Raw genomic sequence first — 24827 nt, 5'->3', positions numbered from 1 at the left:
AGTGGTGTCCAAAGCTGATGTGGGGGACTAGCTTCCGAAGAGCGGGATGAGGCCGCTGAGCGAACCGGTGTCCATGCTTCCGGTGCCGCCGCCGTCTGTCGGTGCGGTGCCGACCTGCACGACCGTCGGGCCGGAGACGGAGTTCTTCCAACCGGCGTCGCCGACGAAGTTGGCAGTGAGGCCGAACGTTCCCTCGTCGTCGAAGGTGTGCGTGAGCGTCGCGACGCCGTTGACGACGGCAACGGGTGCGCCGATGGGCGTCGTGCCGGACTTGAACTGGATCATTCCGTTTGCTGTTCCGGGTGCGACGGTGGCCTTGAGCTGCAATGCCTTTCCGACCTGAGCCGAGCCGCTGACGGTCAGCGACGTCGTGGTGTCGGCGCGAGCGGGTTCGGGATCGGTCACGTTCACCGTGAACGACGTGGACGTGGAGCCGATGAATCCGGTTCCGCCGGAGAACTCTGCCGTCACGGCTGCAGCGCCCGCTGATGCGAAGGTGTGCGGGAGGATCGCGACGCCGTCACCCGTGCCGACCGGTGCGGTACCGATCTCGGCGCCGTCGACCGTGAACGTCACGGTTCCGCTGCTCGGGATGGGGGAGACGGTGGCCGAGAGGTTGGTCGGTTCACCGACAACAGCGGTGAGTGGTTCGACAACTGTGGTCGTGGTTCCCCAGTCGGGATCGCTGACGTCGAGTTGGGTTGCGGTGGAGACGGAATCGCCGTAGCCGGCGTCGCCGGTGAACACTGCGGTGAAGCTGTGGGTGCCCGAAGCGTCGTAGCTGCGGGTCAGGGAAGCCGTTCCGTTGACCACAGCCACCGGTGCGCCGAGGTTGGTGTCACCGTCTTTGAACTGCACCGTGCCCACGGCGTTGGCCGGTGTGACGACAGCGCTCACGGTGATGCTGTCGCCGACCAACGCGGCGTTCGGGGCCGAGATCGTGGTGGTGGTGTCCGCGGAGACGTCGACTGTCTGGACTCCGGAGGTCGAACTGTGGAATCCCGAACCGGCGTTGTACGCGGCGGTGATGTCGTGGGCGCCGACGCTGTCGAAAGCGTGGGAGAGGGTGGCGCTACCGCCCGAGACGGGGACCGGTGAGCCGATGTCGTTGCCGCCGTCCTTGAACTGGACGGTCCCGGTCGCGTTGGACGGCGCAACCGTCGCGGTCAGGTCGACCGGTGTGCCGACCTTCGCTGTTGCGGGTGCGACAAGCGTCGTTCCGGTGGCGACCGAAGGGTCGACTACCTGGACGTTGACGTTGATCGGGTTGAGGCCCTGCTGTGAGCTGAAGGCGTTGACGTCGAAGAGCATGCCGCTGTCGTACGTCCCGAAGGCTGTTCCGACGGGGACCGTGTAGGTCGCCTCGAGGGTGACGGGTTGGTTCTTCTTGACGACGAATCCACCGACCAGGAAGGTGCAGCCGCTCGAGCACTTCGCGGAGACTCCGCCATCTGATTCGTTGCTGATCGTGGCCCGGTTGGTCACACCCAGGTAGGTGGCCTTGGCGCTGCCTGGCACGAGGACGAATCCTGCGGGCGGGATGTCACGGATTTTTGCGATCGACCGTTCGATGCCGCTTTCGTTGTGCTTGATCTCGGTCTTGTACGTGACGGTGTCGCCTGGGTGAACTGCCGCGTTTCCGATGACACTCTTCGTGAAGATCAGGTTGTCGGTCGTGCCGGTGAAGCTGGTCGGCGGGGCTTCGTCAGCAGCGGCCGGCGTGCCGAGGACTAGAAGTCCGGCGGCTGCCGTCACAGCCGCGACAGGTATGGCGAGTCGTCGTATGAATCGACGCACAGGTCCTCCTCGAGGTGAGCGCCGTTCGGCGGCGCCGGCCGTTTGCGATCGTGATCCTGATCACTTGACGGGCGAGATTACCTTTACTGGACGTTTGGTTCAGGCGAATCGGTCAAACGTCCAGAAAATTCACCCTTCGTCCATTTCGGGCTCTGGCCTGCAATGATGTTGCCGAATTGATTGCCGAAGCTAAGGTGCGGACGACTGGGATGCCGTTGACCTGGACGATGGTCTAGATCGACGTGAGGTCGCCTCGCAGTTCTGAAGGTCAGGCTTTGTAGTGACGTACCTCGCGCCTGCTCGGCCGCGGAGTGGGCTGAGTCCATGCGTGCGCAGAAGCGCTGGCTGCGGCGATTAGACTGCACCTGTGGCAGATATCGAGCAGCAGAGACCAGTTCTTGTCGTCGACTTCGGAGCGCAGTACGCGCAGTTGATCGCACGGCGAGTTCGCGAAGCCAAGGTCTACTCGGAGGTGATTCCGCACACCACGACCGTCGAGGAGATCGTGGCCAAGAACCCCTTGGCTGTTGTGCTCTCGGGTGGGCCCTCGAGTGTCTATGCAGACGGTGCTCCCAAGCTCGATCCCGCACTTTTTGATCACGACATCCCGGTTTTCGGAATCTGCTACGGATTCCAGGCAATGGCAGGCGCCCTCGGCGGCACTGTTGCCGAGACCGGTACCCGCGAATACGGCCGTACCGACATCGCGGTATCCGGCGGATTGCTCCACGACGGTCTTCCCGCGACGCAGCCCGTATGGATGAGCCACGGCGACGCCGTCACCGAAGCGCCTTCCGGCTTCGAGGTGACCGCGACCAGTGATGGTGCTCCCGTCGCAGCGTTCGAGGACCGCGCCCGCAAGCTCGCCGGTGTGCAGTACCACCCGGAGGTTCTGCATTCACCGCACGGTCAGCAGGTCCTGAGCCGCTTCCTGCACGAGATCGCCGGTATTCCGGCAGCGTGGACGGCGTCCAACATCGCCGATGCGCTGATCGAGCAGGTTCGCGAGCAGGTCGGAGACGGACACGCCATCTGCGGTCTGTCCGGTGGCGTCGACTCCGCCGTCGCTGCGGCTTTGGTCCAGCGCGCAATCGGCGACCGGTTGACATGCGTCTTCGTCGATCACGGTTTGATGCGAGCCGGTGAGCGCACACAGGTCGAGCAGGACTTCGTCGCGGCAACCGGCGCTCGTCTGATCACCGTGGATGCTGCCGACACCTTCATCGGTGAGCTGGCAGGGGTCACCGATCCCGAGACCAAGCGCAAGATCATCGGCCGCGAGTTCATCCGCAGCTTCGAAGGCGCAGTCAGTGATGTTCTGGGCGAGAACGCATCTCACGGTGCGACCGTCGACTTCCTCGTCCAGGGCACTCTGTACCCGGACGTCGTGGAGTCCGGCGGCGGCACGGGAACCGCAAACATCAAGAGCCACCACAACGTCGGCGGACTGCCGGAAGACCTGCAGTTCAAGTTGGTCGAACCGCTGCGTCTGCTGTTCAAGGACGAGGTCCGTGCCGTCGGACGCGAACTCGGTCTGCCGGAAGAGATCGTCGGACGCCAGCCGTTCCCCGGTCCCGGACTGGGTATCCGGATCATCGGTGAGGTCACCCGCGATCGCCTCGAGATCCTGCGTCAGGCAGATTCCATTGCGCGCGAAGAGCTTACGTCCGCAGGCTTGGACGGAACGATCTGGCAGTGCCCGGTGGTTCTTCTCGCCGACGTCCGAAGCGTAGGCGTGCAGGGCGACGGCCGTACATACGGTCATCCGATCGTGCTGCGTCCGGTCTCCAGTGAAGACGCGATGACCGCGGACTGGACGCGCCTGCCGTACGAGACCCTCGAGCGCATCTCGACTCGAATCACCAACGAGGTTGCGGACGTGAACCGCGTAGTCCTCGACGTGACGAGCAAGCCGCCGGGAACTATCGAGTGGGAGTAAAAACAACTGTGCGCCTTTATTAACCCCCCGCGGTTAATAAAGGCGCACAGCAGTTTTACTTGCGGTTCCGTCGATTCGGCAGGATCACCAGCAGTAGTCCCGCCACGACGGCGGCACCGACGAACAGCCAACGGAATTGAATGTTCGCTGCCGGCGCCAGGGAGAACGGCCCGACCAGTGCCCACACACTGACCAACAGTGCTGCCAAACCTGCGATCAGCAGAAGTGCCGAGGGGCGCTTGGATTCTCGGGTCTCGTCCTGGTCTGTGGTCTCGTCGAAGTCGCTCATGATTGCGTCACCTTCAGGCTGCCGAACGTTGCTTTGGCGTTGATGGTCAGTGTGGGTGCGTCCGATGTCGCTTCTCGGCCCTGGTGTACCCCGCCGTCGAGGCATCCGGACCCGTCGCCCATGACGACGGTGCAACTGTTCTTGACGTTGACGGTTGGCGGCACCAAGACGGTGAACTCACCGAACGATGCCGCGACGTCGATGGTCTTGTCCTCGGTGAACTCGACTCCGCCGAGGTCGAGAGTGAAGGTGCCGAAGGCTCCCGAGTACGACGGATCCAGCTCGGAAGCTGTTGCCGGAGTCCACCTTTGCTCACCCGAGGCGTCGAACTCGATCGGGTAGACCAACGAGGCCAGCAGTACGAAACCCACGAGTGGTCCGGTGACGACCAACAGGCCGTATCCCTTTCGGAAGAAAGCCCCGAGAATCAGGCCCAGTGCGATGACAGCCAGTCCGACCGCACCGACCCGGCCGGGAGTGAACCAGTCGTTGCCGGTTGCCGCGCCCGCCGCCCCGGTGACGGCAGCGACGATGATCGCGAGTCCGAGCACTGTCAGCGTCCAACGCGAGCGACGCTTACGTGGGGGCAAAGGCAGCAGCGGAGTGGCCTTGACTGCCGGATCCGGAAGATCCCAGGCGAACGGTGCAACACCGAGCGGATCCCAGGAGGGTGGCGTGATGACGGCCTCGCCCATCACCTCGGTCGGATTGGTGGTGACCGAAGATCCCGGGTCCTTGGAGAGGTTGATCGTCGGATGATCGGCTTGGGATTGCGGTGACTGCTGTGACTGCTCGGCCGGTCGTTCCTCGGGCACGTAGCTGTCGGGAAGTTTGGTGTACGGCGTGTACATGGGCGGCTGATTGGGTGCGAAGTATCCGGGAGTGAACGGCCCGGGCGTGAAACCCGTGCCTGGATACGCGGTACCCGCACCGACGTACGGTGACGTGCTCTGTGGCAGCGCAGGCGGGACAGGCGCTCGTTGGTAGAGCAGCCACAGGCCTCCGACCATCAGAATCAGCCCGATCAGACCGGAACCACCCAGGCCGACGCCGACGGGGCCGACAGTCGTAGCCGCGATGGCGAGAGCCACCAACAAGACGATGGTCTTGGTGCTGGAATCGGAGCTGTGTCCGCGGCCCATCAACGACTGCGCTGGGGACGATCCGTCACCGGCGCGGGCGAGCACCAACCAACCGGCGAGGTAGAGAAGGATGCCTGAGCCGCCGAAAATGGTGGAGGCCACGAACGCCACGCGTACCAGAATGGGGTCGATGCCGTACCGGTATCCGATTCCGGCGCATACCCCGGCCACGTGACCTTGTGCCGGCAGACGCACGGGGCGGGTCCGCCACAGATCCTGGATCTGTTCTTGGAAAGTCGGATTGTTCATGAATCAATCCTGGCTTCCGAGGCGGCCTCCGCGCATCAGGGCCAACCCTGATCTTTCTGGTGATCGTGACCAGTGGCAGCGCCCTGATTCAGGGTTGGACCCTGATGTGTGTCTGCGTGGTTCGTGCCAGTATCGACTATGTGCAATATGTGTCAGATCCGCCGTTCGTGAGCGGACCCGCTCCCGGGTTTCCAGGAGGCCCGCCTGTCAACGGGGTACCGGCGCCCGCCGTACCCATGAAGAAGGGTGTGCCCATCCCGGGCGGCGTTCCGCTGCGAAAGTTGGAGCGGCGCTCCGGCGGCCGCATCGTCGCCGGTGTCGCGGGCGGTATCGCCGATCATCTCGGGATCGACGTCCTGAAAGTTCGAGTCGCCTTCGCGATTCTCGCGGCGATGGCCGGGTCCGGCATCGTGATTTACGGCGCCCTCTGGATCTTCACCTCAGCCGGTACGGACACCCAGAAGCCGTCCGCCGCCGAGCGGCAGCGGGCGTACGGATTGATCGCACTCGGTTTGGGCGGCGCTGCGGCGTTGTCGTGGTTGTTCAGTGGCACGGCGGGTTCGGTGCTCGCGCCGTTCTTCGTCGTAGCGATCGGTGCTGCCTTGGTGTGGCGCGAATTCGACTCCGACGGTCCGCGTACCGTCATCGGCTTGCCGCAGCGGCCAACCGTTCTCACGTGGGCGCGCGTGGTCGGGGGCGCCACGCTGATCGTCCTGGGTCTTGGCGTCGTTGTCCTGGCGCAGGTCGACCTCGAAGCATTGCGATCGTCCCTGTTGGCTGTGGTGGTCACGCTCATCGGTGTCGGATTGTTGACGGTGCCGTTGTGGCTGCGGATGTGGCGTGCTCTCGGCGCCGAGCGTGCAGCCCGAATTCGCAACGACGAGCGTGAAGAGATTGCGTCGCATCTGCACGACTCGGTGCTTCAGACTTTGGCGCTGATCCAGAAGCAGTCCGACAATCCGCAAGAAGTTGCGCGCCTGGCCCGTGGTCAGGAACGCGAGCTGCGCAAGTGGTTGTTCAGCGGCGGCGATATCGATCACACGAGTTTGACGGAAGGCCTGAAGATCATCGCCGGCGAAGTGGAAGACCAACACGGTGTCACGGTCCGTCCCGTCACGGTCGGCGACGTGCAACTCGAAGGCGAGGGCGTCGAGAACGGTCTGCCCAAGGAGGCGTTCACCGCGCTCCTCGGTGCGACGCGCGAAGCTCTCGTCAACTCCGCAAAGCACTCGGGGGAGAAGGAAATCAATCTGTTCGCCGAGGTCGAGGGCGACCAGGTCAGTGTGTTCGTGCGTGATCGCGGCGTCGGATTCGACGTCAATGCTGTGCCGGAGGATCGTCAGGGGTTGGCCAAGTCGATTCGTGGTCGCATCGAACGTCGAGGTGGCCGGGTGGTGGTTCGGTCCGACATCGGAAAGGGCGCGGAGATCCGCGTGCACATGCCGCTCGGAGACTCTGCTCTAAAGTGGGACGAGACTGCTGACCGTGTCGACAACCCCGAGGAACAGCCCCAGTGACTTCGCTTGCGCCGCCCCCGTACCGCGTATTTCTTGTCGACGATCATGCAGTGTTCCGCTCCGGGGTGAGGGCGGAACTCTCGCGCGAAGCAGACATGGACGTCGTCGGTGAGGCCGGCGGCGTCGCGGAAGCAATCGCGGGTATCAACTCGACGAAGCCGCACGTCGTTCTACTCGATGTCCACATGCCCGACGGTGGTGGAGTGGCAGTTCTGCGGGGAATCGATTCCGGTCCGGTGTGCTTGGCGCTCAGCGTTTCCGACGCGGCCGAAGACGTGATCGCGGTGATCCGCGGTGGTGCGCGCGGGTACGTGACGAAGACGATCTCGGGATCCGAACTTGCCGAGGGCGTGCGACGCGTTGCCGGTGGTGACGCAGTGTTCGGGCCGCGCCTGGCAGGCTTCGTACTGGACTCCTTCACCGGACGTTCCAATGCGCCGGAGCCGCAACTCGATCCGGAACTCGACTCGCTGACCCCGCGCGAACTCGAGGTGCTGCGCTTGCTGGCACGTGGGTACACCTACCGTGAAATTGCCGAGGACCTGGTGATTTCCGTGAAGACAGTCGAGACTCACGCGTCGAATGTCCTGCGAAAGACTCAGCAGTCCAATCGCAATGCGCTGACGCGTTGGGCACATCGCCGCCAGATCGACTGAATTTCCGCGCGCTCTTTCGCGATTGCGTGTGAAGGCGCACCATGGACCGATGACGGAACCACTGGCGCTCGCGTCGAGACGTGGGCGTTGGGTTGTCGCCGCTACCGTTCTCGGCTCGAGCATGGCTCTCCTCGACGGCACCGTCGTCAACATTGCTCTGCCGCATATCGGTGAAGAATTAGGTTCCGGTGTCGCCGGACTGCAGTGGACGCTCAGCGGTTACACCTTGGCGTTGGCTTCACTGATCCTGCTCGGGGGAGCCCTCGGAGATCGTTGGGGTCGGCGACGGGTATTCGTGTGGGGGACGGTCTGGTTCGCGGTCGCGTCGTTGCTCTGCGGAATTGCACCTGACATCACGTTTCTGGTGATTGCACGGATCCTGCAGGGCGTGGGGGCGGCGCTGCTGACGCCTGGCAGCCTTGCCATCATCTCCGCGTCACTTCGTGAAGAGGACCGCGGCGCAGCCATCGGATTGTGGTCGGGTTTAGGTGGTGTTGCCGGCGCCATCGGACCGCTTTTCGGTGGTTGGCTGGTGGAAGTGGCGGGGTGGCGATCGGTATTCCTCCTCAACATTCCGCTGGCGGTCGTCGTGGTGTGGGCAGCGGTGCGCCACGTGCCGGAGAGTCGGGATCCGAATCCACCCGCGCATCTGGATGTGGTCGGATCCGTCTGCGCAGTAGTCGGTCTCGGCGCGCTGACGTACGGGCTGATCGAGGTCAACCTGATAGTCGGTCTGATCGGAGTGATCGCTCTGTGCCTGTTCGTCGTGGTGGAACGACGCTCACCGAGCGCCTTGGTGCCGCCGTCGCTGTTCCGCTCGAGGATGTTCGTCGCAGCCAATTTGGTGACACTTGCGGTCTATGCGGCGCTTGGCGGTGTGTTCTTCCTGCTCGTGCTGCAATTGCAGTTGGTTGCCGGGTACTCGCCGGTGGCAGCCGGTGTCGCAACCGTGCCGATCACCTTGGCGCTCTTGCTGTTGTCGTCGAGAGCGGGAAGTTACGCCCAGACCCACGGACCACGATTGCCGATGACGGTCGGACCGGCAGTTGCCGCGGTGGGGTTGGTGCTGATGACGCGAATCGGCCCGGAAGCGTCGTACCTGACCGTCGTGTTGCCGGGAGTTCTGGTGTTCGGGCTCGGCCTTGCGGTGATGGTGGCGCCGTTGACCGCCGCGGTGCTCGGTTCGGTGCCGGTGGAGCAGTCGGGAATTGCGTCCGGTGTGAACAATGCCGTTGCCCGGACGAGCCAACTTCTTGCCGTTGCGGCCTTGCCTGCCCTCGTGGGTATCGACGCCGAAAGTCTGGTCGATCCGACGAGTTTCTCCGACGGATTCCGGTACGCGATGTACATCTGCGTGGCACTGCTGTTGATCGGTGCGGCGATCGCCGCGACGCTGATCCGTACTCCGACAGTAGAGCCTGTTCAGGAAGCGGATTCGGTTGCCTGCAAGCCGCATTGTGATCTGACGGGCCCAGCAGTGCAACCGAATCCGATGAGGGACTAGACGCTGATGTCGCGATCTCGGCTGGGCACCAAGGGGATTGCTGCGGCTGGAAATGCCGCGACTATCGCGAAGGCGAGCGGGTAGCCGACCGCGCCGATCAGCGCACCGACCACCGGGCCCACTGCTGACGCGGCGATGAACTGGCCGGTGTTCTGCGTGCCTAACGCTTTTCCTTGCCATTTCGGCCCGGCAGCTTCGGCGACGGATGTGAACGCCAACCCGTTGTCGGCGACGCTGACGGTAGTTGCCAACAGCAGGATCAATGCCGGAACGCCCCACGGCGCTGCGTCGGCTGCTGCCATTGCCAACATGACCGCAGATGCAGAAACCGCTACCAACCGCAGCGGGCCAACTCTGCTTCCGGCGCGATCACTCCAGAATCCGACAACGATGCGTCCGAGCGCACCCACGAACTGGGAGATCCCGATCAGGAGACCCGCGGGCGCAGCATCCCATCCTTGCTCGCTGATCAGCCAGACCAGACCGAATGTCGAGAGGGTGAACTGCGGAAACACCAGCAGTGCCGAAACGACGTGAATGCGCCAGAGGAACCAGTTCGAGCGATACGGGTTGACCGTTTCGACCGGGATATCTGTGGGCCGCGCCGCCGGCCGCGGGGGATTGATCAATGCGACGGCGCAGATCAGGGCGAGAACGCCGTTGAGGGCTACCGACAGTCCGACGGCCGAACCGATTCCGACGTTCGCAGCAAGAGTCGGGATGGTCAGCGACGCAATGGTCACGCCCAGGGGCTGTGACATCTGCCGGATTCCCATCGCGAGGCCGCGCCGGTCCTTGGGAAACCAGCCGACCACAACACGTCCACTGGCAGCGTTGGTGCTCGCCGCAGCCATTCCGCCCAGCAGAAATGCGATCCCGAGGAGTGTGTAGTTGTCGGTGGTGGTCGCGGCCAGCGCTGCGATCGCCGTCAGGCCGAGCCCGATGGAGATGACCCATTTCTCGCCGAATCTGTCAGCCATCGCTCCCCACGCCACCAGCGTGAGAACCATGCCGAAAGTGGGTGCAGCGGCCAGGGTTCCGGCCTGCGTCAACGAGAGGCCGTGCTCGGAATGCAGCAGCGGGATCAGGAAGGCGGGGGTGCTGACGAAGACGGTGCCTGCTGCCTGGGCGGCGACACCGATTCCGAGCATCGTCCATGCCTTCGGGGAGACGGCCGTCTTTTCCAACCGCGACGCCTGCGTCATGGTGACCTCCGATTTCTGCGCTGTTCGACGGTGCCCAGGCTACGCGCGCAGTTTCACATGTTGAAACCATAATCCCACTATCTGGTCGGCTGCGGGCGGTGTTGGGTTGCGACGTGTCCACCCCTTTTCGAGCGAACGGTACGACGATCGCCTTGGGTGCGCTGAAAGGTACGTTCGCTCGGGAAGGGGGTCAGCGATTGGGCAGGCGAACCGTGAAGACCGTGCGACCGTCCACCTGGTCGACGCCGATGGTGCCGCCGTGCAAGTGCACGTTTTCGACGGCGAGCGAGAGTCCGAGTCCGCTGCCCTCGCTGCGTCCGCGCGCGGTGTCGACCTTGTAGAACCGCCGAAAGATCGCCTGCCGATCCTCCGGTGAGATGCCGGGGCCGTGGTCGATGACGGTGATGACGGAGAATCCGGGTTCGGCGCTCAACTCGACGCGAACCGGGGGCGCTCCGTGGCGCAGTGCATTGCCGACGAGGTTGGCGACGACGATGTCGATTCGACGCGAATCCACTCTGGCACTGATATTTTCAAGTGCGCGGAGTTCGACGGTTTCGATCCAACCGCGGCTCTCGAGTGTGCGCTCCGTCAATTCGACGAGGTCGACGTCGTCGAGGACGAGGTGCGCTTGCTGAGAGTCGTGGCGAGACATTTCGATGAGGTCTTCGACGAGTCGAGTGAGCTTGCCGATCTCACTGCTCACGATGCGCGCGGCAGCGGCGGCGTCGGGCGGAAGATTGGGGATCTCTTCACGGAGAATTTCGCTGACCGGAACCAATGCGGCCAGCGGCGTTCGAAGCTCGTGGGAGACGTCGGCGACAAACCTTCTCGACTGCTCTTCCGATTCTTCCAGGCCTCGGATGACCGCTTCGTTGCGAGCGACCATGTTGTTGAACGTTGTTGTGACCTGGGCAAGTTCGGCTACCCCGTCTTCGGGGAGCCGGACGCTCAGGTCGCCGTCGGCGGCACGGGCGGCGGCTTCGTCCAGGCGTTTGAGCGGACGAACAAGCGTGGACGCGATCCACAGCCCGAGCAGACCGCTCACCAACACGCCGGCGGCGAGGGTGAGGCCGACAGCTCGAAGCAGGTCGTCGAACTTGTCTTGCACTCCTACCAGCGGCCGGATGGTGACGGCTTTGACCAGTGTCTCGTTGTCGTAGCTGTCGTCTGCGCTCATGTCCACGACATTGACGGACATTCCCAACATGATGCGCTGGGAGTCGAGTCTCTCGAAGCGGATCAGTTTGGGACTGTCCAAACCGTCCTCGAAGCTGGGCGGGATCGTTGCCGCATCCACAGTTCCTTGACGGATGACTTCGCCGTCGGCGATCAGTGTCATGTCGGATTGGAAAATCTGTTCAAGGTTGGCAGGTGTCAACCCGTCTACCGGCACTCCGTTGCTGTACTGCAGTTCGTCGCGAAATTGTGCTGTTGCGACGTCCTGAGCGTTGGAATAGATCCACGACCGCGCCATGAACGAGACGACGCCTGCGGTTGCCCCGGCGATGATCACGACGATTGCGATGAACACGAGCACGAGCCTGGTCCGCAGACCGTCGACCCGAAGCCAGGTCGGTCTCATCGGGCCGGGTTGGTGTTGAAGCGATACCCGAACCCGCGCACCGTTTCGATGACGGTCGGTGCGGCTGGGTCGTCCTCGATCTTTCCGCGCAGCCGCTGCACTGCTGCATCGACGATTCGTGAGTCGCCCAGATATTCCTGGTCCCAGGCTGCGGACAACAACTGCCTGCGGCTGAGCACCTGTCCGGGGTTCTCGGTCAGCGCCAGTATCAGTCGGAGTTCGGTCGGGGTCAGGGTCAGCAGCGTCCCGGCCTTGCGGACCTGCAATGACGACCGATCCAATTCCAGGTCGCCGAACGTCTCTGCACCCGGCGCCACATCTGGACGCGTCGTTGCGGGTGCCGAACGCCGTACGACGGCTTTGATCCGAGCGTCGAGGACACGCGGACTGGCCGGTTTGACGACGTAGTCGTCGGCACCGGCTTCCAGACCGGCAACGGTGTCGATGTCGTCGGATCGAGCGGTCAGAATGATGATCGGGATCGAACTGCGGGTGCGGATACGTCGACAGATCTCGTAACCGTCGGCTCCCGGCAACCCGAGGTCGAGTAGGACGAGGTCGGTGGCACCCAGGGCGTCGTCGAAATCGCCGTTACCGTCGGGGCGATGGCTGACGTTGTGCCCGAGTCGGTTCAGTCCCAACGTGATTGCCTCGGCCACGGCTGGATCGTCTTCTATGAAAAGAATGCTCACCATGAGCTCACCTTGGACTCGCCATGATCAGGGGCCTTCTGCGGTCGGAGGAATCTCGGTCAGCCAAGGGTACAGGGATCACACTCGCGAGAGTCTCTCGTTGCCTGAGTCTGCCAGTACCGCATGCCGGGCGACGCTGGTGTTCAACGGAAATGCCGACACAGCGAGGGTGTAGCAGCCGACGAGCAGTAGCGCACCGATCACGTCACTCGGCCGGTGCCATTGCAGCACGACTACGGAGATCGCGGTTCCGATGGTGACCAACGCACCGTTGACCGCAACGACCGCCCGCCACCTCGAGGGTGTGACGATCACGATCGCGCAGACCAGAGCAGCGATGGCCGTCAAAGTGCCGCTGGGGAAGGAATTGTGCATCACCAGACCGTTCAGGTCCGGTCGATCCAGCGATTGTTTGAGAACCCAGGCCGTCGTGATGGGGCCGAGGGTCACGACGACGACGCGTAAAGCTAGCGCAATCGGGTTGTTGCGCAATGTGATCATGAGCGCCACGAGCACTCCTCCCACTATCAGTATCGGGGTGACGAGGCCGATGAATTCGGCGGAGAACACACTGAGGCGTTCGGAGGTGGCCGCGCCCACCATGAGTTGTTGGTCGACGATCTGACCACCGGTAGTGTTGACCGCCAATTCGAATTCGACGACTCCGAGAATCAAGAGTGCCAGTGCGGCAATCAGTCTCGCTGGTTTGACTCGCGTCATGATCAGCCTTCCGCTCTCTCGTCCGAAGGGTTGCTCAGCTGGGGCGGGCATTCCCCGCCGGGAGTGGTTGCCAATTCGAAATGCCACATCTCGTTCGCATAGGTCTGGCAGAGGCCGTAATCGCTGCCGTGCTGAATGAGCCAGTCGTCGGCGTCTGTCGGTCCGATGTCGACGGCCTGTCCGCTGACATGCTTCGACAGACTCGGGGAGTGCACCCACTTGGACGCTTCGTCCACGCTGCCGTACTTGACGACGGCTTCGTCGAACAGTCGCTGTTGGAATGCCGCAGACCGCCAACCCGACGTGACGTGCATGTCCACTCCGGATGCCTGTGCGTCGGCCGCTGCCGACTGCAGCGCCGCGAGCAGTGCGGTATCGAGACGGGCCAGCGCGGGCACATGAGTGTCCTGCAAGCTGATGCCGTCCTCGATCTCGCCGCCTGAAGGTCCTGAATCAGGCTGAGTGGCAAGGTAGTTACCGCTCTTCGGCTGTGCTTCGTCTGTGTACGAGCACGCGCTGAGCGTGACCGCACCGAGCACGACTGCACCGAGGGCGACGAAGCGGATGATTCCGCGGTGGCTGGGCATATATCAGAGGCTGCTCGGTCAGTGTCACCGGCAGATGGTCACCGTTCGTCGGCGGTGTCACGGTCTGCAACAGCTCTGTAACAGGACGGAACGGGGCTGGTGAGCGTGCGCTACGCGGGGCGAGGGATCGATGCGAAAGTCGAGAGTTCGAACCACGAGGGCAAGCTACGACGCAACGCTGTCGGCCCCGAAATGATGACGTCACCGGACCGTATGGCGTCCGACCAGGTCAGGTTACCGCGCCAGATCTCCGTCATCGGTCGCAAGCCCGCAGAGACCGACACTGCAACGTCGAAACCTGGATCGATATCGCACATGTCCACCTCGCCGGAATTGATGACGAGCCACCAGTTCCGCGAATGTCCACGCACTCCGGAGAATGCGAAGTGCACGACGGTCTTGCCGTCGGGCACCACGGAATGATCCACCCGGCGATGCATGTCCCACAGCAGCAGTTTCGGATCCAGATCTTCGTCGCCCAGCTCGCCGATCCATCTGGTGCCCCAGATGCCGAGAGCTTCGACCACAGGACGCAGTTCGCGTCCGGCGTCGGTCAGACGATAGCTGACGACGCAGTCGGTTTCTTCTCGCTCCACGATGCCGGCGACCGCGAGCTGGTGAAGCCGGGTCGAGAGCAGTGTCGGTGACATTCGCGGAAGCCCGCGGCGGAGATCGTTGAAATGCTCGCTTCCCATGATCAGTTCGCGGAGGAGAAGCAGTGTCCACCGCTCGTCGAGTAGCTCCATCGCCTTGGCGACGGGGCAGAACTGGTGGTACGAGGACCCCATCTCTCGATCGTAGGCCTCCGGGGTGCTCCGGTACAGATTTCGTACTGGAGAGGAGCGAACCGACGTCGTAGCGTCGAAGTAACGGCATCAACGTTGTTGGGCTCTGAGTACGAAAAATATTGAAGGAGAACGGTAATGAGTGAATCAACGGGAACGCTCGGGCTGGACCGGGAGCTGAAGGCCAAGCACCGGGCAATGTGGGGTCTCGGTAACTATCCGGCGGTGGCGGCGCAGGTCATCGCGGAACTCGGACCTGTATTGGTACGTGAATGCGGCGTGCAGAAAGGAGATCGGGTGCTCGACGTCGCGGCGGGGTCCGGCAATGCGGCGATCCCGGCGGCTGCGCTGGGTGCGCAGGTGATCGCCACCGACCTGGCTCCCGAACTATTCGTGGCAGGAAAGGAGGCCGCGGCGCTCGCGGGTGTCGAACTCGATTGGCAGGAGGCCGATGCCGAGGCTCTTCCCTTCGGCGACAACGAGTTCGACGTGGTGCTCTCGTGCGTCGGCGTGATGTTTGCCCCGCACCATCAGCGCGCCGCGGACGAACTTCTGAGAGTATGCCGATCCGGCGGAAAGATCGGAGTGCTGAGTTGGACTCCAACGGGATTCATCGGCGAGATGTTCAAAACGATGAAGCCGTATGCGCCGCCGCCACCGCCCGGCACCCAACCGGCGCCGTTGTGGGGCGACGAGAACCATGTTCGTGATCTGCTCGGTGATGTCGACGCCAGGACAGACGTACTGCGTGTGGAGACATTCAGCGGACCGGAAGATTTCCGTGATTTCTTCAAGAAGAATTACGGGCCGACCATCGCGGTGTACCGGAACATCGGCGACGATCCTGACCGAACGCAGGCGCTGGACCGAGATCTGCTCGAGTTGGCGAAAAAGTACGGCAGCGGAAGCAAGCCGTTCGTGATGGAGTGGGAGTACCTGCTTCTCACCGCGACACCCGATGAGGGAGGTGCGTGATGACGACGGTCGAGTTCGCGCCGCTGAAATCGGCGATCACAGGTTCTGTGTTCAGCCCCCGAGATCCGGAGTACGACGACGCCAGGTCGATTTGGAACGGGCAGATCGACCATCGGCCGGCGGTGATCGCCCGGTGCCGATCGGCGTCGGATGTGACTGTGGCACTTGCATTTGCCAGAGCCCATTCCTTGGAGGTTTCGGTCAGAGGTGGCGGGCATTCCTACCGCGGCGCATCGGTCTGTGAAGGCGGTGTGATGATCGATCTCAGCGCGATCAACGTGGTAACCGTCGCCCCGTCAGCGAAGCGAGCCAGGGTCGGCGGTGGTGCGACGATTGCCGACCTCGACACGGCGACGCAGGAACACGGGTTGGCGGTGACCGGCGGCGTGATCAGTGATACCGGCGTCGGTGGCCTGACGCTCGGTGGTGGCATGGGGTGGCTGACCCGCACGCTCGGCCTGGCGATCGACAATCTGGTGTCGGCGGAGGTGGTGCTCGCAGACGGTTCGATCGTGCGAGCCTCCGAGGACGATCACAGCGACTTGTTCTGGGCTCTGCGCGGCGGCGGCGGGAACTTCGGAGTGGTCACCGAATTCGAGTACCGCCTGAGCGAGATCGGTCCGGAAGTGCATCTGGGACTGTTCTTCTGGGGGATGGAGGACGGGCCGGCAGCGCTTCGTCTTTGCCGCGAGGTGGTGCCGGCCCTACCGGGAAACGCCGGTGCAATGGTTGCGGTCGGTTTGTCCGCGCCGCCGGCACCGTTTGTCCCGGATCAGTTTCACCTGCTTCCCGGATACGCGTTACTGGTAGCCGGTTTCGGATCGGAAGAGGAACACTCGAATGCGATTGCGCCGATTCGAGATGGGGTGCCGACGCTGTTCGAGTTCGTCACCCCGCTCCCGTACACCGGTTTGCAGTCGATGCTCGACGACTCGGAGCCGTGGGGTGCGTACGCCTATGAGAAGGCTTTGGACCTGGTGGATTTCTCCGACGACGTGATCGATGTTCTGACCGAACAAGCGGGCAAGAAATCGTCGCCGATGTCCTTCATGCCGATCTTTCCGCTGCAGGGAGCTTTCACTTCCGTCGGCGAGGACGAGACTGCGTTCGGTGGTTCTCGCACACCACATTACGTGTGCAACATGACGGCGACGGCCACCGATGCCGGAACGCTGGAATTGGACCGATCGTGGGTGCGTGAGACCTGGGAGGCTTTGCGTCCGTTCTCTTCCAATCAAGGCGGGTACGTCAACTTCATGACCGATGTCGACGAGGACCGAGTGCGAGCCTCCTACGGCGCGGCGAAGTATGCGCGATTGTCCGCAGTCAAGGCGAAGTACGACCCGGACAACGTGTTTCACCTCAACGCAAATATTCTGCCCGTGTAAAGCGTCCAAGTCAGAGTGTGAACACCAGTCAGACCGTGAATACCAGGATGACGACGATGAGTGCGGCCAAGATGATGACGGCAATCATGCCGGTCATGGCGAGGGGAGCCCAGGCCACTACCTTGTCGCGGGTGCTGGCATCGGCGGGCCCGGTCGGTATTCGCGGCGGCCAGGAGAACATGTCCATCGGACTGGGAACGTTCCGTAGTGGCGTGTTCTGTTGCACTGCAGGAAGTCCGGTGATCGTGGATCCGGTCAGGCGATTGCGGCGGTGTGGGTCGGCAAGTTGTGTGGTCCGGTGAGCCCAGGCCGGTACGGCGCCCTCGGACGAGTAGACGGGAGCGTCGATCAGCTGCTCGATCGTGCCGCTGCCGCCCGTCGCGGCTGCAGCGAGAGCGTCGCGTGCCTGAGCCATTGTCGGCCGTCGGGTGGGGTCCGGCTCGAGGAGCTGAAGGAGAACGTCGGTGAGCGGTCCGGACTTGGTGGGTCGGTAGATCTCGGCCTTGGCGACACGATGCAGAAGGGCGATGGCGTCCGAGTCGATACCGAAGGGCGGTTGACCCTCGATCACCGTGTACAGCGTCGACCCGAGTGAGAAGACGTCACTGGCCTCGGTGGGGTCGTCGCCGCGGGCAACTTCGGGTGCGAAGTACGCGGGAGTGCCGGTGATGACCTCGTCCTGGGTGTCGGACACGTCGCTCTTTGCACGGGCGATGCCGAAGTCGCTGATCTTGACGGTGCCGAGGGACTTGCCTCGGTCTGCTATCAGGATGTTGCCGGGTTTGATGTCGCGGTGGACGATGCCTGCGGCGTGCGCTTCGGTGAGTGCCGCAGCGATCTGCGCGCCGATCTGCGCGACTTCGAGTGGTGGCAACGTGTCGGCCAGGTTCATGGCCTGGGCGAGGCTGCGAGCCGGGAAGTACTCCATGACCAACCAGGGTTCGCCGGACTCGATCGCGACGTCGTACATGGCGATGGAGTGGGGATGGGTGAGCTTTGCGGCGTTCCTGCCCTCGCGCAATGTACGTTCGCGGACCTCCTCGGCCGTTTCGGTGTCGAGGCCTTCCGTGCTTGTGACCTGTTTCACCGCGACGTCGCGGCTGAGGAGGGTGTCGCGGGCCAGCCAGACGGCGCCCATCCCTCCGTCGCCGATCTTGGAACGGAGTCGGTACCGCCCCGCCAGCAGGTATTCGGGCCCGATGCCCCTCCCGGTCTGCTCCTGAGCTGTCACATCTCAAGGTTAATGGATTGATGCCACTGTGACGCTCGAGGCTCCTGTGAACTGGGTTTTTGGCTCTGCTTGACGTGTCGGGGGTGACACGGTTTACTGAAAACAGTTCGAAAATATGTTCGAAATTGCTGTTCGTTGGATGCATGTCAAACCCGACTTCCCCGCGGTTTGCCGGCTGGTTATGGATTGCGACCAGTGAGTTTTTTCCGGTGTTCCGGAGGATGGGGATGACCGAGGTGACCGAGTTGGTAGAGCTGTCGGCAGATGCGGCGGGGTTGTCCCGTCAGGATCGGCTGGCACAGCTCCGCCGACAGATCGCGTCCATTCCGTCTCGGGGCGATACGTCGTTCTCCGGACCGAGTGTGTCTGTTGCCGGTGTGTCCGCGACCGGTGTTTCCGGGACAGGTGCAGCAGTGTCCGAGAGTGTTGCGGACAGGGACAGGCCGGTATTGGACCGGGCTCACAAGGCCGGTGTTCTCCCGGTGCCGGAGGGCATCGCCGCATTGTTACCGCAGGGCGGTTTGGTGCGGGGAACGGTGGTGTCCGTCGAGGGCGCGGCGTCCTTGCTTTTGGGATTGGTCGCGTCCGTGACGGCGTCCGGAGGGCATGTTGCAGTCATCGGGCAGCCTCGACTGGGATTGCTGGCGGCGTACGAGATGGGTGCGCAACTGGAACGTCTGGCACTCATTCCGGCGCCTGGGCCGGATCCGGTCGAGATCGCCGCTGTGCTGCTCGACGGTATGGATCTGGTGATTCTGGGATTGGCGGGTGCATCGGTATCCCCGTCGCGTGCTCGGGCGGTAGTGGCACGTGCTCGGAGCAAGGGTTCGACTCTTGTTGTCACCGAAGGTCACTGGGACGGAGCCGAGGTTCGGTTGGACGCTCGGGTCCATGGTTACGGTGGGTTCGGTCAGGGCCGGGAGTTGGGGCGTGGTCGGCTCAGTTCCCTGAGCCTCGCGGTTCGTGCACGGGGGCGCTCGTTCCAGCCCCGGACCACGCGCCTGGACATCTGCAGTGCAGCCGGCCGGGTCGAGTGGGTGCCTTCCCAGCCGGTGGAGACTGTGTCGGAGCAGATGGTGTCGGAGCAGACTGTGTCGTCGCAGGTGGTGTCACTGTGAGCAGAGTTCTGGCGTTGTGGTGCCCGGACTGGCCGGCGGTGGCAGCGGCAGCACTTGCCGATCTTCCGGCAACACATCCCGTCGCGGTCACCTCGGGTAATCGGGTGATCGCATGTTCGGCGACGGCCCGCGCGGAGGGAGTTCGCCGAGGCTTGCGTCGACGCGAGTCGCAGGCCCGCTGCCCGGAACTGTATGTGGCGACGGCAGATCCGGAACGCGACGCCAGATTGTTCGAGCCGGTGGCCGCGGCCATCGATGCGGTGGCACCGGGCGTCGAGGTACTCCGTCCTGGTTTGTTGGTGCTCAGTGCGCGAGGTGTCAGTCGGTACTTCGGTTCGGAGGAAGCCGCGGCGGAACGATTGGTGGATCAGGCATCTGCTGCGGGCGTCGAGAGTCAGGTGGGTGTGGCGGATCAGCTGTCCACGGCGGTCATTGCCGCACGCCGGGCAGCGCTGGTGCCGCCGGGGGAGGGGGCACGGTTTCTGGCGCCGCTACCCATGCCGGAGTTGGCGGCCGAGCCCAGCCTCTCTGCGCCGCATCGCGGAGAGTTGGTTGATCTGCTGCGCAGACTCGGGATCAGGACCATCGGTGCTTTCGCAGATCTACCGGCAGTGGACGTCGCTTCGCGTTTCGGTGCCGATGCGGTGCTCGCGCATCGTGCCGCGCGTGGTGAACCCGAGCGGCCACCGTCGGCGCGGACGCTTCCGCCGGACCTGGAAGTGGAGCAGCATTACGATCCGTCGATCGAGCGTGTGGATGCCGCAGCGTTTGCCGGGCGTGCCTTGGCAAGTCTGCTGCACGACAAGCTGTCTGCTGCCGCGGTGGCGTGTACGCGTCTGTCGATTTCGGCCAGCACGGGCAACGGTGAAAATCTTTCTCGGACTTGGCGTTGTGCCGAACCTCTGACGCCGGAGGGAACGGCCGATCGAGTGCGTTGGCAACTGGACGGCTGGCTCACCGGGCGCAGTGAGACCCGGCCGACTGCAGGCATAGCGGTGTTGCGTCTGGAACCGGTGGAGGTGGTCAGTGCCGGTGCCTTGCAGTTGGGGCTGTGGGGCGGTGTCGGCGACGAGGAGGAGCGGGCCAGGCGAGCATTGGTGCGCGTGCAAGGTCTTCTGGGCGGCGAATCGGTTCAGGTCGGTGTCCTGAGCGGTGGTCGAGGGCCCTCGGAGCGAATTACCCTGTTGCCCTTGGGAGACGAGCGGGTAGCTGCCCATGATCCGACAGCCCCGTGGCCTGGTCGTCTGCCGCAGCCCTCTCCGGGGTCGATCTTCGTCGACAATCCCAAGGTATGGCTGGGGGATATGGCCGGCAATGCCGTGTACGTCACCGAGCGCGGAGTCTTCAGTTCGCAGCCGGGAAGGCTGAAGTGGGGGAGCAAGGAATGGGCAGTGCAGGGATGGGCCGGGCCCTGGCCGGTGGACGAGCGATGGTGGGACGCGGCCTCGGCGCGCACGGCGGCGCGGGCTCAGGTTCTGCTGGAGGAATCGCGGGCGCTGCTGATGATCTGTGAAGGCGGTGGATGGTCGGTGGAGGGTGTGTACGAATGAGTTCACAGGTACAGCCAGCTGTACCGGACATGGTCGAGTCGGCTGTACGAACAGTAGGGGCGCTGGCGCCATCGTACTGACGCCGTTGGGCACCTAGCGTTGATGACATTCAAAAACTCACTGTTGCAATGATTCTCGTCGTTGCAACTCTTCGCGAGGAGTGTCATGAAAACGGCGGGCCGATCTGACGTTTCCGGAACCGATCGACTTCACTACCGGCCGACGGAGCTACGCGACGCACAACTTCTGGCGTACGACGAAGCCGGCGAAGGCCGAATCGTGGAGGTGTTCGGGGACGTCGCCACAGCTGAGCACATCGTGATCTTCGTGCCAGGCAACGACAACGGCCTGGGCAACTACTTCGACGAGAACCGTCCGACAGGACCACGAGCGAGCGGATGGACACTGGGAAGGATGCTCCGAACGCTCGGGCCGAACGACCGCGTCGCGGTGATCGTGTGGGTCGGTTATCGGACGCCGTGGGGATTTCTCGAGTCGTTCTCGCGGACTCTTGCAGAACGCGGTGCGATCGATCTGGCGCGGTTGACTCGTATCCTGCCGCGTTCGGCGCATGTCACGCTCGTCGGGCACAGCTACGGGGCGGTGGTGTGCGGACTCGCCCTCCCGTCGGCGCGCGCGGACGATTGTGTGGTGATCGGCAGCCCGGGAATGGGGACCAGTTCGCGCGAGGACCTGTGCTTTGGCGGAAATCTCTGGGCTGCTCTGGGGCCGTCGGACTGGATCCGGTACTTCCCGCGCGTGAAGATCGGTCGTCTCGGGCACGGCCCGTCTCCAGTCCGAGCGCAGCACGGAGCCATAGTTTTCGACACCGGCGCCATTCGAGGGCATTGCGGATACTTCGCTGATGCAAGTGAGTCGCTGCGCAAAATCGCGAGGATCGGGCTGGCTCGCTACGACGAGGTCACGAGACCAGGGGAGTTGCCGCCTCAGCTGACCGCGTCAGCAATCCGCGAGGACAGGTCTATCCTGGGAACTCGTGAGTGTCGCTAACGTACGAAGTGCCGGCGGGGTCCAGATCAGCTACCGCGATTCCGGCTCGCATCCCAGTGTGGCCGATCTGCCTCCGGTAGTTCTCGTGCACGGGATGGGCGGCGACAGCGGTACCTGGGACAAGTTCGCGCGGACCTTGCGTTCGCGCAACCGACGAGTTGTCTCGGTCGATCTTCGCGGCCACGGCCGGAGCGCTCGGGCGTCGTCGTACCTGTTCGACGAGTTCGCGGACGACGTCATGGACGTGTGTGATCATCTCGAACTCGATCAGGTGGATCTGGTCGGCCATTCGCTCGGCGGGCACGCGGCGTCGTTGATCGCTCAGAAACGTCCCACTGTGGTGCGGAAGTTGGTCATCGAGGAAGCGCCGTTACCGCTTCGTGCGGGTGACCCGGAACAGGTGTTCGCGAGGAAATTGCCGAGTGTGCCAGAACTGTGGCACGCCACAACAAGTTTGGTGCGACATCCGCGAGCCGCGCTGACGTTCGATCGCTCGATGACGCGGTCCGCGCTCGAGCAGTTCCGCCGACCGGATCCGCAGTGGTGGGATCGCTTGCCACTCATCGAGGCCGACATGTTGTTCCTGCGTGGAGGTCTGGGCGGGATGGTGGACCCCGTTCGCCTCGACGCTGTTGCGGCCACCGTCGCGCGCTGCGAATTGGTCTCCTTCCGCACCGGCCACAGTGTCCACCGCGACGGTCACCGCCAATTCGAATCCGTTGTGTTGCCGTTCATTTCCTGAAAGCGGAATATCAGATCAGTTCCGGGAAGAACCCATCCACAACGCGTGCGGCACCGAATGTACTTCCATGCACACCAACGGCAACGACTGGTCCGCACACGAATACGTCGACGCGGTAGCACGATCCGTTCACGGTGAGACAGTTCGATGGCCGCAGGGTCCGAGCACGGATGCGGTGATCGTTCTCCCCGTTCATGCCCGAAACCATCCGGGGAAGAACGCAGTTCTGCTCTGGAATCACGACTTCGGTTGGTCGTGGGGCGTCGAGGAGGCTGATGTGCGAAGGACGATCTCGATAGTCGACACTCTCGGCATCGGCCGGACACCGGATCCGCTGCGCTGTGCGGATCGGGTAATCGAGCTGATCAGTCAGGCGGTTTGCTCGAGCATGTGTAGCGAACACTGATTCGGTCAACTCTGGGGCGACAACGCCTCCGAGAGGACGACGCCCGTGAACCCAGAGAACGTTCCAGCCTCGCATTGTCATTCATTGCCGCGCCGGACGTTCCTCGGTGGCGTCGGTGCTCTTGTCCTCGCCGGAGTGGCAGACGTCGCAACCGGCGCGGTGAGTGCGGCGCCGGCACAAGCAGCGCCCGCCGATCGGTTTCCACAGAAACCCAACATCGTTGTCATCATCACCGATCAGGAACGCCGGCCGATGTACTGGCCGCAAGGCTGGGCTGATCAGAATCTGCCCAACCGCAAGAGGATTGCCGATCACGGGCTGACGTTCGACCAGGCGGTGTGCAATACCGCGATGTGCTCGCCGAGTCGTAGTACGTTCTTCACCGGTCTCTACCCCGCGCAGCACGGGGTCACGAGAACGCTCACCGAAGGCGGCACTGTTTCACCCACCGAGCCACAGTTGCAGGTCTCCGAACAGAACATGGCAAAGCTGCTGGCGTCGGCCGGCTACAACGTCCAGTACCGGGGGAAATGGCATCTGAGCAAAGGCGTCGACGGCGGTGATCCGACAAGCGAGGACGTAGCGGGATTCGGCTTCGAAGGGTGGATTCCGCCGGACGCGGGCCAGGACACCAATCCGGATCATTTCGGCGGCGGGTGCGCAGACCATGATCGCCGTGTTGCCGAGGAGGCAGTCGATTTTCTGTCCGGACCAGCAGTCACGTCCGGACAGCCCTGGGCGCTGATCGTCTCGTTCGTGAACCCACACGACGTCCTCGCGTACCCCCAGACCTGGAATGCGATGAACGGAACGTGCGACAACTACGGATCGGACGCACCAGGCGCCTTCGAGCAAGGAATCGACCTGCCGCCCACCTTCGACGAGATCCTGGCGCTCAATCACAAACCGACAGCACAGGTTCAGTCCGAATTGCTGCTCGCAGCCGGGCTCGGGCCGCTGCTCGGACCCGATCAGGCCCGCAACTACATCAACTTCTATGCCTACATGCATAAGGTTGTGGACGAACACATCGGCAGCGTGCTCGACGCGATCGAGGCCACTCCACAGATGCTCGACGACACGGTGATCGTTCGCATGTCCGACCACGGGGAGATGGGGATGAGCCACGGAGGTTTGCGGCAGAAGGTGTTCAACGCCTACGAGGAAACGCTGCGCGTTCCATTGGTCATCAGCAACCCCTTGCTGTTTCCCGAGCCCGTTCGCACCGACGCCCTGGCGTCGTTGATCGACGTGATGCCCACTCTCGCCACTCTCGCCCAAGCGCCCGCGCGTGAATCGTGGAACTTCTTGGGCACCGATCTGACCCCGGTCGTCGTCGACGCTGCCGCCTATCCGCAAAGTCCCAGCGCACAGGTTCAGGACACGATTCTGTTCACCTACGACGATCAGAACTGCGCAACGCCCGACGGTCAGAACATCGTCACGCAGCCTAATCACATCCGGTGCATACGTGAGAGTCGATGGAAGTACACGATGTACTTCGATCCCGCGGGAGTTGCTGCGCCGCAATACGAACTCTACGACTTACAAGCCGACCCCTTGGAACTGAACAATCTAGCCAATCCGCTCAATATCGGCTCGTATCGGCCAGATCTGGCGGCTCAGATGAACGCCAAGCTCTTCGCAGTGATGGAGACCAAGGGTGTTTCTCTGAAGGAATAGATCGAATTTCGCCAAAACTGATTCACGTTTCAGTTCTGCGGGCATGCTGATGGGGC

At 63.3% G+C, this 24827-nt stretch carries 22 protein-coding genes; 12 read left to right on the top strand and 10 right to left on the bottom strand.

Annotation, left to right across the window (positions count from 1 at the left end):
- Nucleotides 1-27: 27 nt before the first annotated feature.
- Complete coding sequence (locus ACFT1A_RS15895) at nt 28-1797, bottom strand: Ig-like domain-containing protein (RefSeq protein WP_378447787.1); 1770 nt, start codon at nt 1795-1797, stop codon at nt 28-30.
- A 367-nt stretch (nt 1798-2164) separates the two neighbouring features.
- Here ACFT1A_RS15895 and guaA point away from each other — a divergent pair, with 367 nt between their 5' ends.
- Nucleotides 2165-3736 (top strand): glutamine-hydrolyzing GMP synthase, encoded by a 1572-nt coding sequence (gene guaA / locus ACFT1A_RS15890; protein ID WP_020969072.1) that lies wholly within the window; start codon nt 2165-2167, stop codon nt 3734-3736.
- Nucleotides 3737-3791: 55 nt separating this feature from the next.
- Here guaA and ACFT1A_RS15885 read toward each other — a convergent pair whose 3' ends face one another.
- Complete coding sequence (locus tag ACFT1A_RS15885) at nt 3792-4025, bottom strand: hypothetical protein (protein ID WP_378447786.1); 234 nt, start codon at nt 4023-4025, stop codon at nt 3792-3794.
- Complete coding sequence (locus tag ACFT1A_RS15880; RefSeq protein WP_378447785.1) at nt 4022-5416, bottom strand: PspC domain-containing protein; 1395 nt, start codon at nt 5414-5416, stop codon at nt 4022-4024. The genes ACFT1A_RS15885 and ACFT1A_RS15880 overlap by 4 nt, the downstream gene beginning before the upstream one ends.
- Nucleotides 5417-5652: 236 nt before the next feature.
- Here ACFT1A_RS15880 and ACFT1A_RS15875 point away from each other — a divergent pair, with 236 nt between their 5' ends.
- From ACFT1A_RS15875 to ACFT1A_RS15865, 3 genes are read left to right on the top strand one after another with little or no spacing between them, the layout of a single operon-like run.
- Nucleotides 5653-6933 carry a PspC domain-containing protein gene (locus ACFT1A_RS15875; protein WP_378447838.1) on the top strand — a complete coding sequence of 427 codons (1281 nt, stop codon included), beginning with the start codon at nt 5653-5655 and terminating at the stop codon, nt 6931-6933.
- Nucleotides 6930-7589 carry a response regulator transcription factor gene (locus ACFT1A_RS15870; RefSeq protein ID WP_003940972.1) on the top strand — a complete coding sequence of 220 codons (660 nt, stop codon included), beginning with the start codon at nt 6930-6932 and terminating at the stop codon, nt 7587-7589. The genes ACFT1A_RS15875 and ACFT1A_RS15870 overlap by 4 nt, the downstream gene beginning before the upstream one ends.
- 49 nt (nt 7590-7638) lie before the next feature.
- Nucleotides 7639-9093, top strand: a complete 1455-nt coding sequence (locus tag ACFT1A_RS15865) for an MFS transporter (RefSeq protein WP_378447784.1) — start codon at nt 7639-7641, stop codon at nt 9091-9093.
- Here ACFT1A_RS15865 and ACFT1A_RS15860 read toward each other — a convergent pair.
- The 6 genes from ACFT1A_RS15860 to ACFT1A_RS15835 all read right to left on the bottom strand — a co-directional run bounded on the left by ACFT1A_RS15860 (nt 9090) and on the right by ACFT1A_RS15835 (nt 14670).
- The gene (locus tag ACFT1A_RS15860; RefSeq protein WP_378447783.1) at nt 9090-10298 is read right to left on the bottom strand and encodes an MFS transporter; all 1209 of its coding nucleotides are present in this window, start codon (nt 10296-10298) and stop codon (nt 9090-9092) included. The two genes, ACFT1A_RS15865 and ACFT1A_RS15860, sit on opposite strands and share 4 nt — an antisense overlap.
- 190 nt (nt 10299-10488) lie before the next feature.
- On the bottom strand, nt 10489-11883 hold the full coding sequence (locus ACFT1A_RS15855; protein ID WP_378447782.1) for a sensor histidine kinase: 1395 nt from the start codon (nt 11881-11883) through the stop codon (nt 10489-10491).
- Complete coding sequence (locus ACFT1A_RS15850) at nt 11880-12578, bottom strand: response regulator transcription factor (protein WP_378447781.1); 699 nt, start codon at nt 12576-12578, stop codon at nt 11880-11882. Before ACFT1A_RS15850 ends, ACFT1A_RS15855 begins: the two co-directional genes overlap by 4 nt.
- A 75-nt stretch (nt 12579-12653) precedes the next feature.
- Nucleotides 12654-13295 carry a phosphatase PAP2 family protein gene (locus ACFT1A_RS15845; RefSeq protein WP_378447780.1) on the bottom strand — a complete coding sequence of 214 codons (642 nt, stop codon included), beginning with the start codon at nt 13293-13295 and terminating at the stop codon, nt 12654-12656.
- 2 nt (nt 13296-13297) lie between these two features.
- Nucleotides 13298-13882: a M15 family metallopeptidase gene (locus ACFT1A_RS15840; RefSeq protein WP_378447779.1), complete on the bottom strand. Its 585-nt coding sequence runs from the start codon at nt 13880-13882 to the stop codon at nt 13298-13300.
- 110 nt (nt 13883-13992) lie between these two features.
- Complete coding sequence (locus ACFT1A_RS15835; protein WP_378447778.1) at nt 13993-14670, bottom strand: winged helix-turn-helix transcriptional regulator; 678 nt, start codon at nt 14668-14670, stop codon at nt 13993-13995.
- Nucleotides 14671-14805: 135 nt separating this feature from the next.
- On the opposite strand from ACFT1A_RS15835, the gene ACFT1A_RS15830 reads away from it, so the two are divergent.
- A complete protein-coding gene (locus ACFT1A_RS15830) occupies nt 14806-15642 on the top strand; it encodes a class I SAM-dependent methyltransferase (RefSeq protein ID WP_378447777.1) in 837 nt (278 codons plus the stop codon).
- The gene (locus tag ACFT1A_RS15825) at nt 15642-17030 is read left to right on the top strand and encodes an FAD-binding oxidoreductase (protein WP_378447776.1); all 1389 of its coding nucleotides are present in this window, start codon (nt 15642-15644) and stop codon (nt 17028-17030) included. The genes ACFT1A_RS15830 and ACFT1A_RS15825 overlap by 1 nt, the downstream gene beginning before the upstream one ends.
- Nucleotides 17031-17058: 28 nt before the next feature.
- Here the strand turns inward: ACFT1A_RS15825 and ACFT1A_RS15820 are convergent, their stop codons facing one another.
- Nucleotides 17059-18261, bottom strand: a complete 1203-nt coding sequence (locus ACFT1A_RS15820; protein WP_378447775.1) for a serine/threonine-protein kinase — start codon at nt 18259-18261, stop codon at nt 17059-17061.
- 227 nt (nt 18262-18488) lie between these two features.
- On the opposite strand from ACFT1A_RS15820, the gene ACFT1A_RS15815 reads away from it, so the two are divergent.
- The 6 genes from ACFT1A_RS15815 (at nt 18489) to ACFT1A_RS15790 (ending at nt 24771) form a co-directional block, all read left to right on the top strand.
- Nucleotides 18489-19379: a hypothetical protein gene (locus ACFT1A_RS15815; protein ID WP_378447774.1), complete on the top strand. Its 891-nt coding sequence runs from the start codon at nt 18489-18491 to the stop codon at nt 19377-19379.
- Nucleotides 19376-20929 carry a DNA polymerase Y family protein gene (locus ACFT1A_RS15810; RefSeq protein ID WP_378447773.1) on the top strand — a complete coding sequence of 518 codons (1554 nt, stop codon included), beginning with the start codon at nt 19376-19378 and terminating at the stop codon, nt 20927-20929. Before ACFT1A_RS15815 ends, ACFT1A_RS15810 begins: the two co-directional genes overlap by 4 nt.
- A 165-nt stretch (nt 20930-21094) precedes the next feature.
- Complete coding sequence (locus ACFT1A_RS15805) at nt 21095-21940, top strand: alpha/beta hydrolase (protein WP_378447772.1); 846 nt, start codon at nt 21095-21097, stop codon at nt 21938-21940.
- The gene (locus ACFT1A_RS15800; RefSeq protein WP_378447771.1) at nt 21927-22682 is read left to right on the top strand and encodes an alpha/beta fold hydrolase; all 756 of its coding nucleotides are present in this window, start codon (nt 21927-21929) and stop codon (nt 22680-22682) included. Before ACFT1A_RS15805 ends, ACFT1A_RS15800 begins: the two co-directional genes overlap by 14 nt.
- Nucleotides 22683-22749: 67 nt before the next feature.
- On the top strand, nt 22750-23088 hold the full coding sequence (locus ACFT1A_RS15795; protein WP_064073923.1) for a DUF6292 family protein: 339 nt from the start codon (nt 22750-22752) through the stop codon (nt 23086-23088).
- A gap of 45 nt (nt 23089-23133) precedes the next feature.
- A complete protein-coding gene (locus tag ACFT1A_RS15790; RefSeq protein WP_378447770.1) occupies nt 23134-24771 on the top strand; it encodes a sulfatase-like hydrolase/transferase in 1638 nt (545 codons plus the stop codon).
- The last annotated feature ends 56 nt before the right edge of the window (nt 24772-24827 follow it).

It is taken from the genome of Rhodococcus sp. NPDC057135, assembly GCF_042670865.1.
In the GTDB taxonomy this organism is placed as follows: Bacteria; Actinomycetota; Actinomycetes; order Mycobacteriales; family Mycobacteriaceae; genus Rhodococcus_F.
The sequence above is the reverse complement of the archived record's forward strand: the minus strand, read 5'-3'. Positions and strand labels throughout refer to the sequence as shown.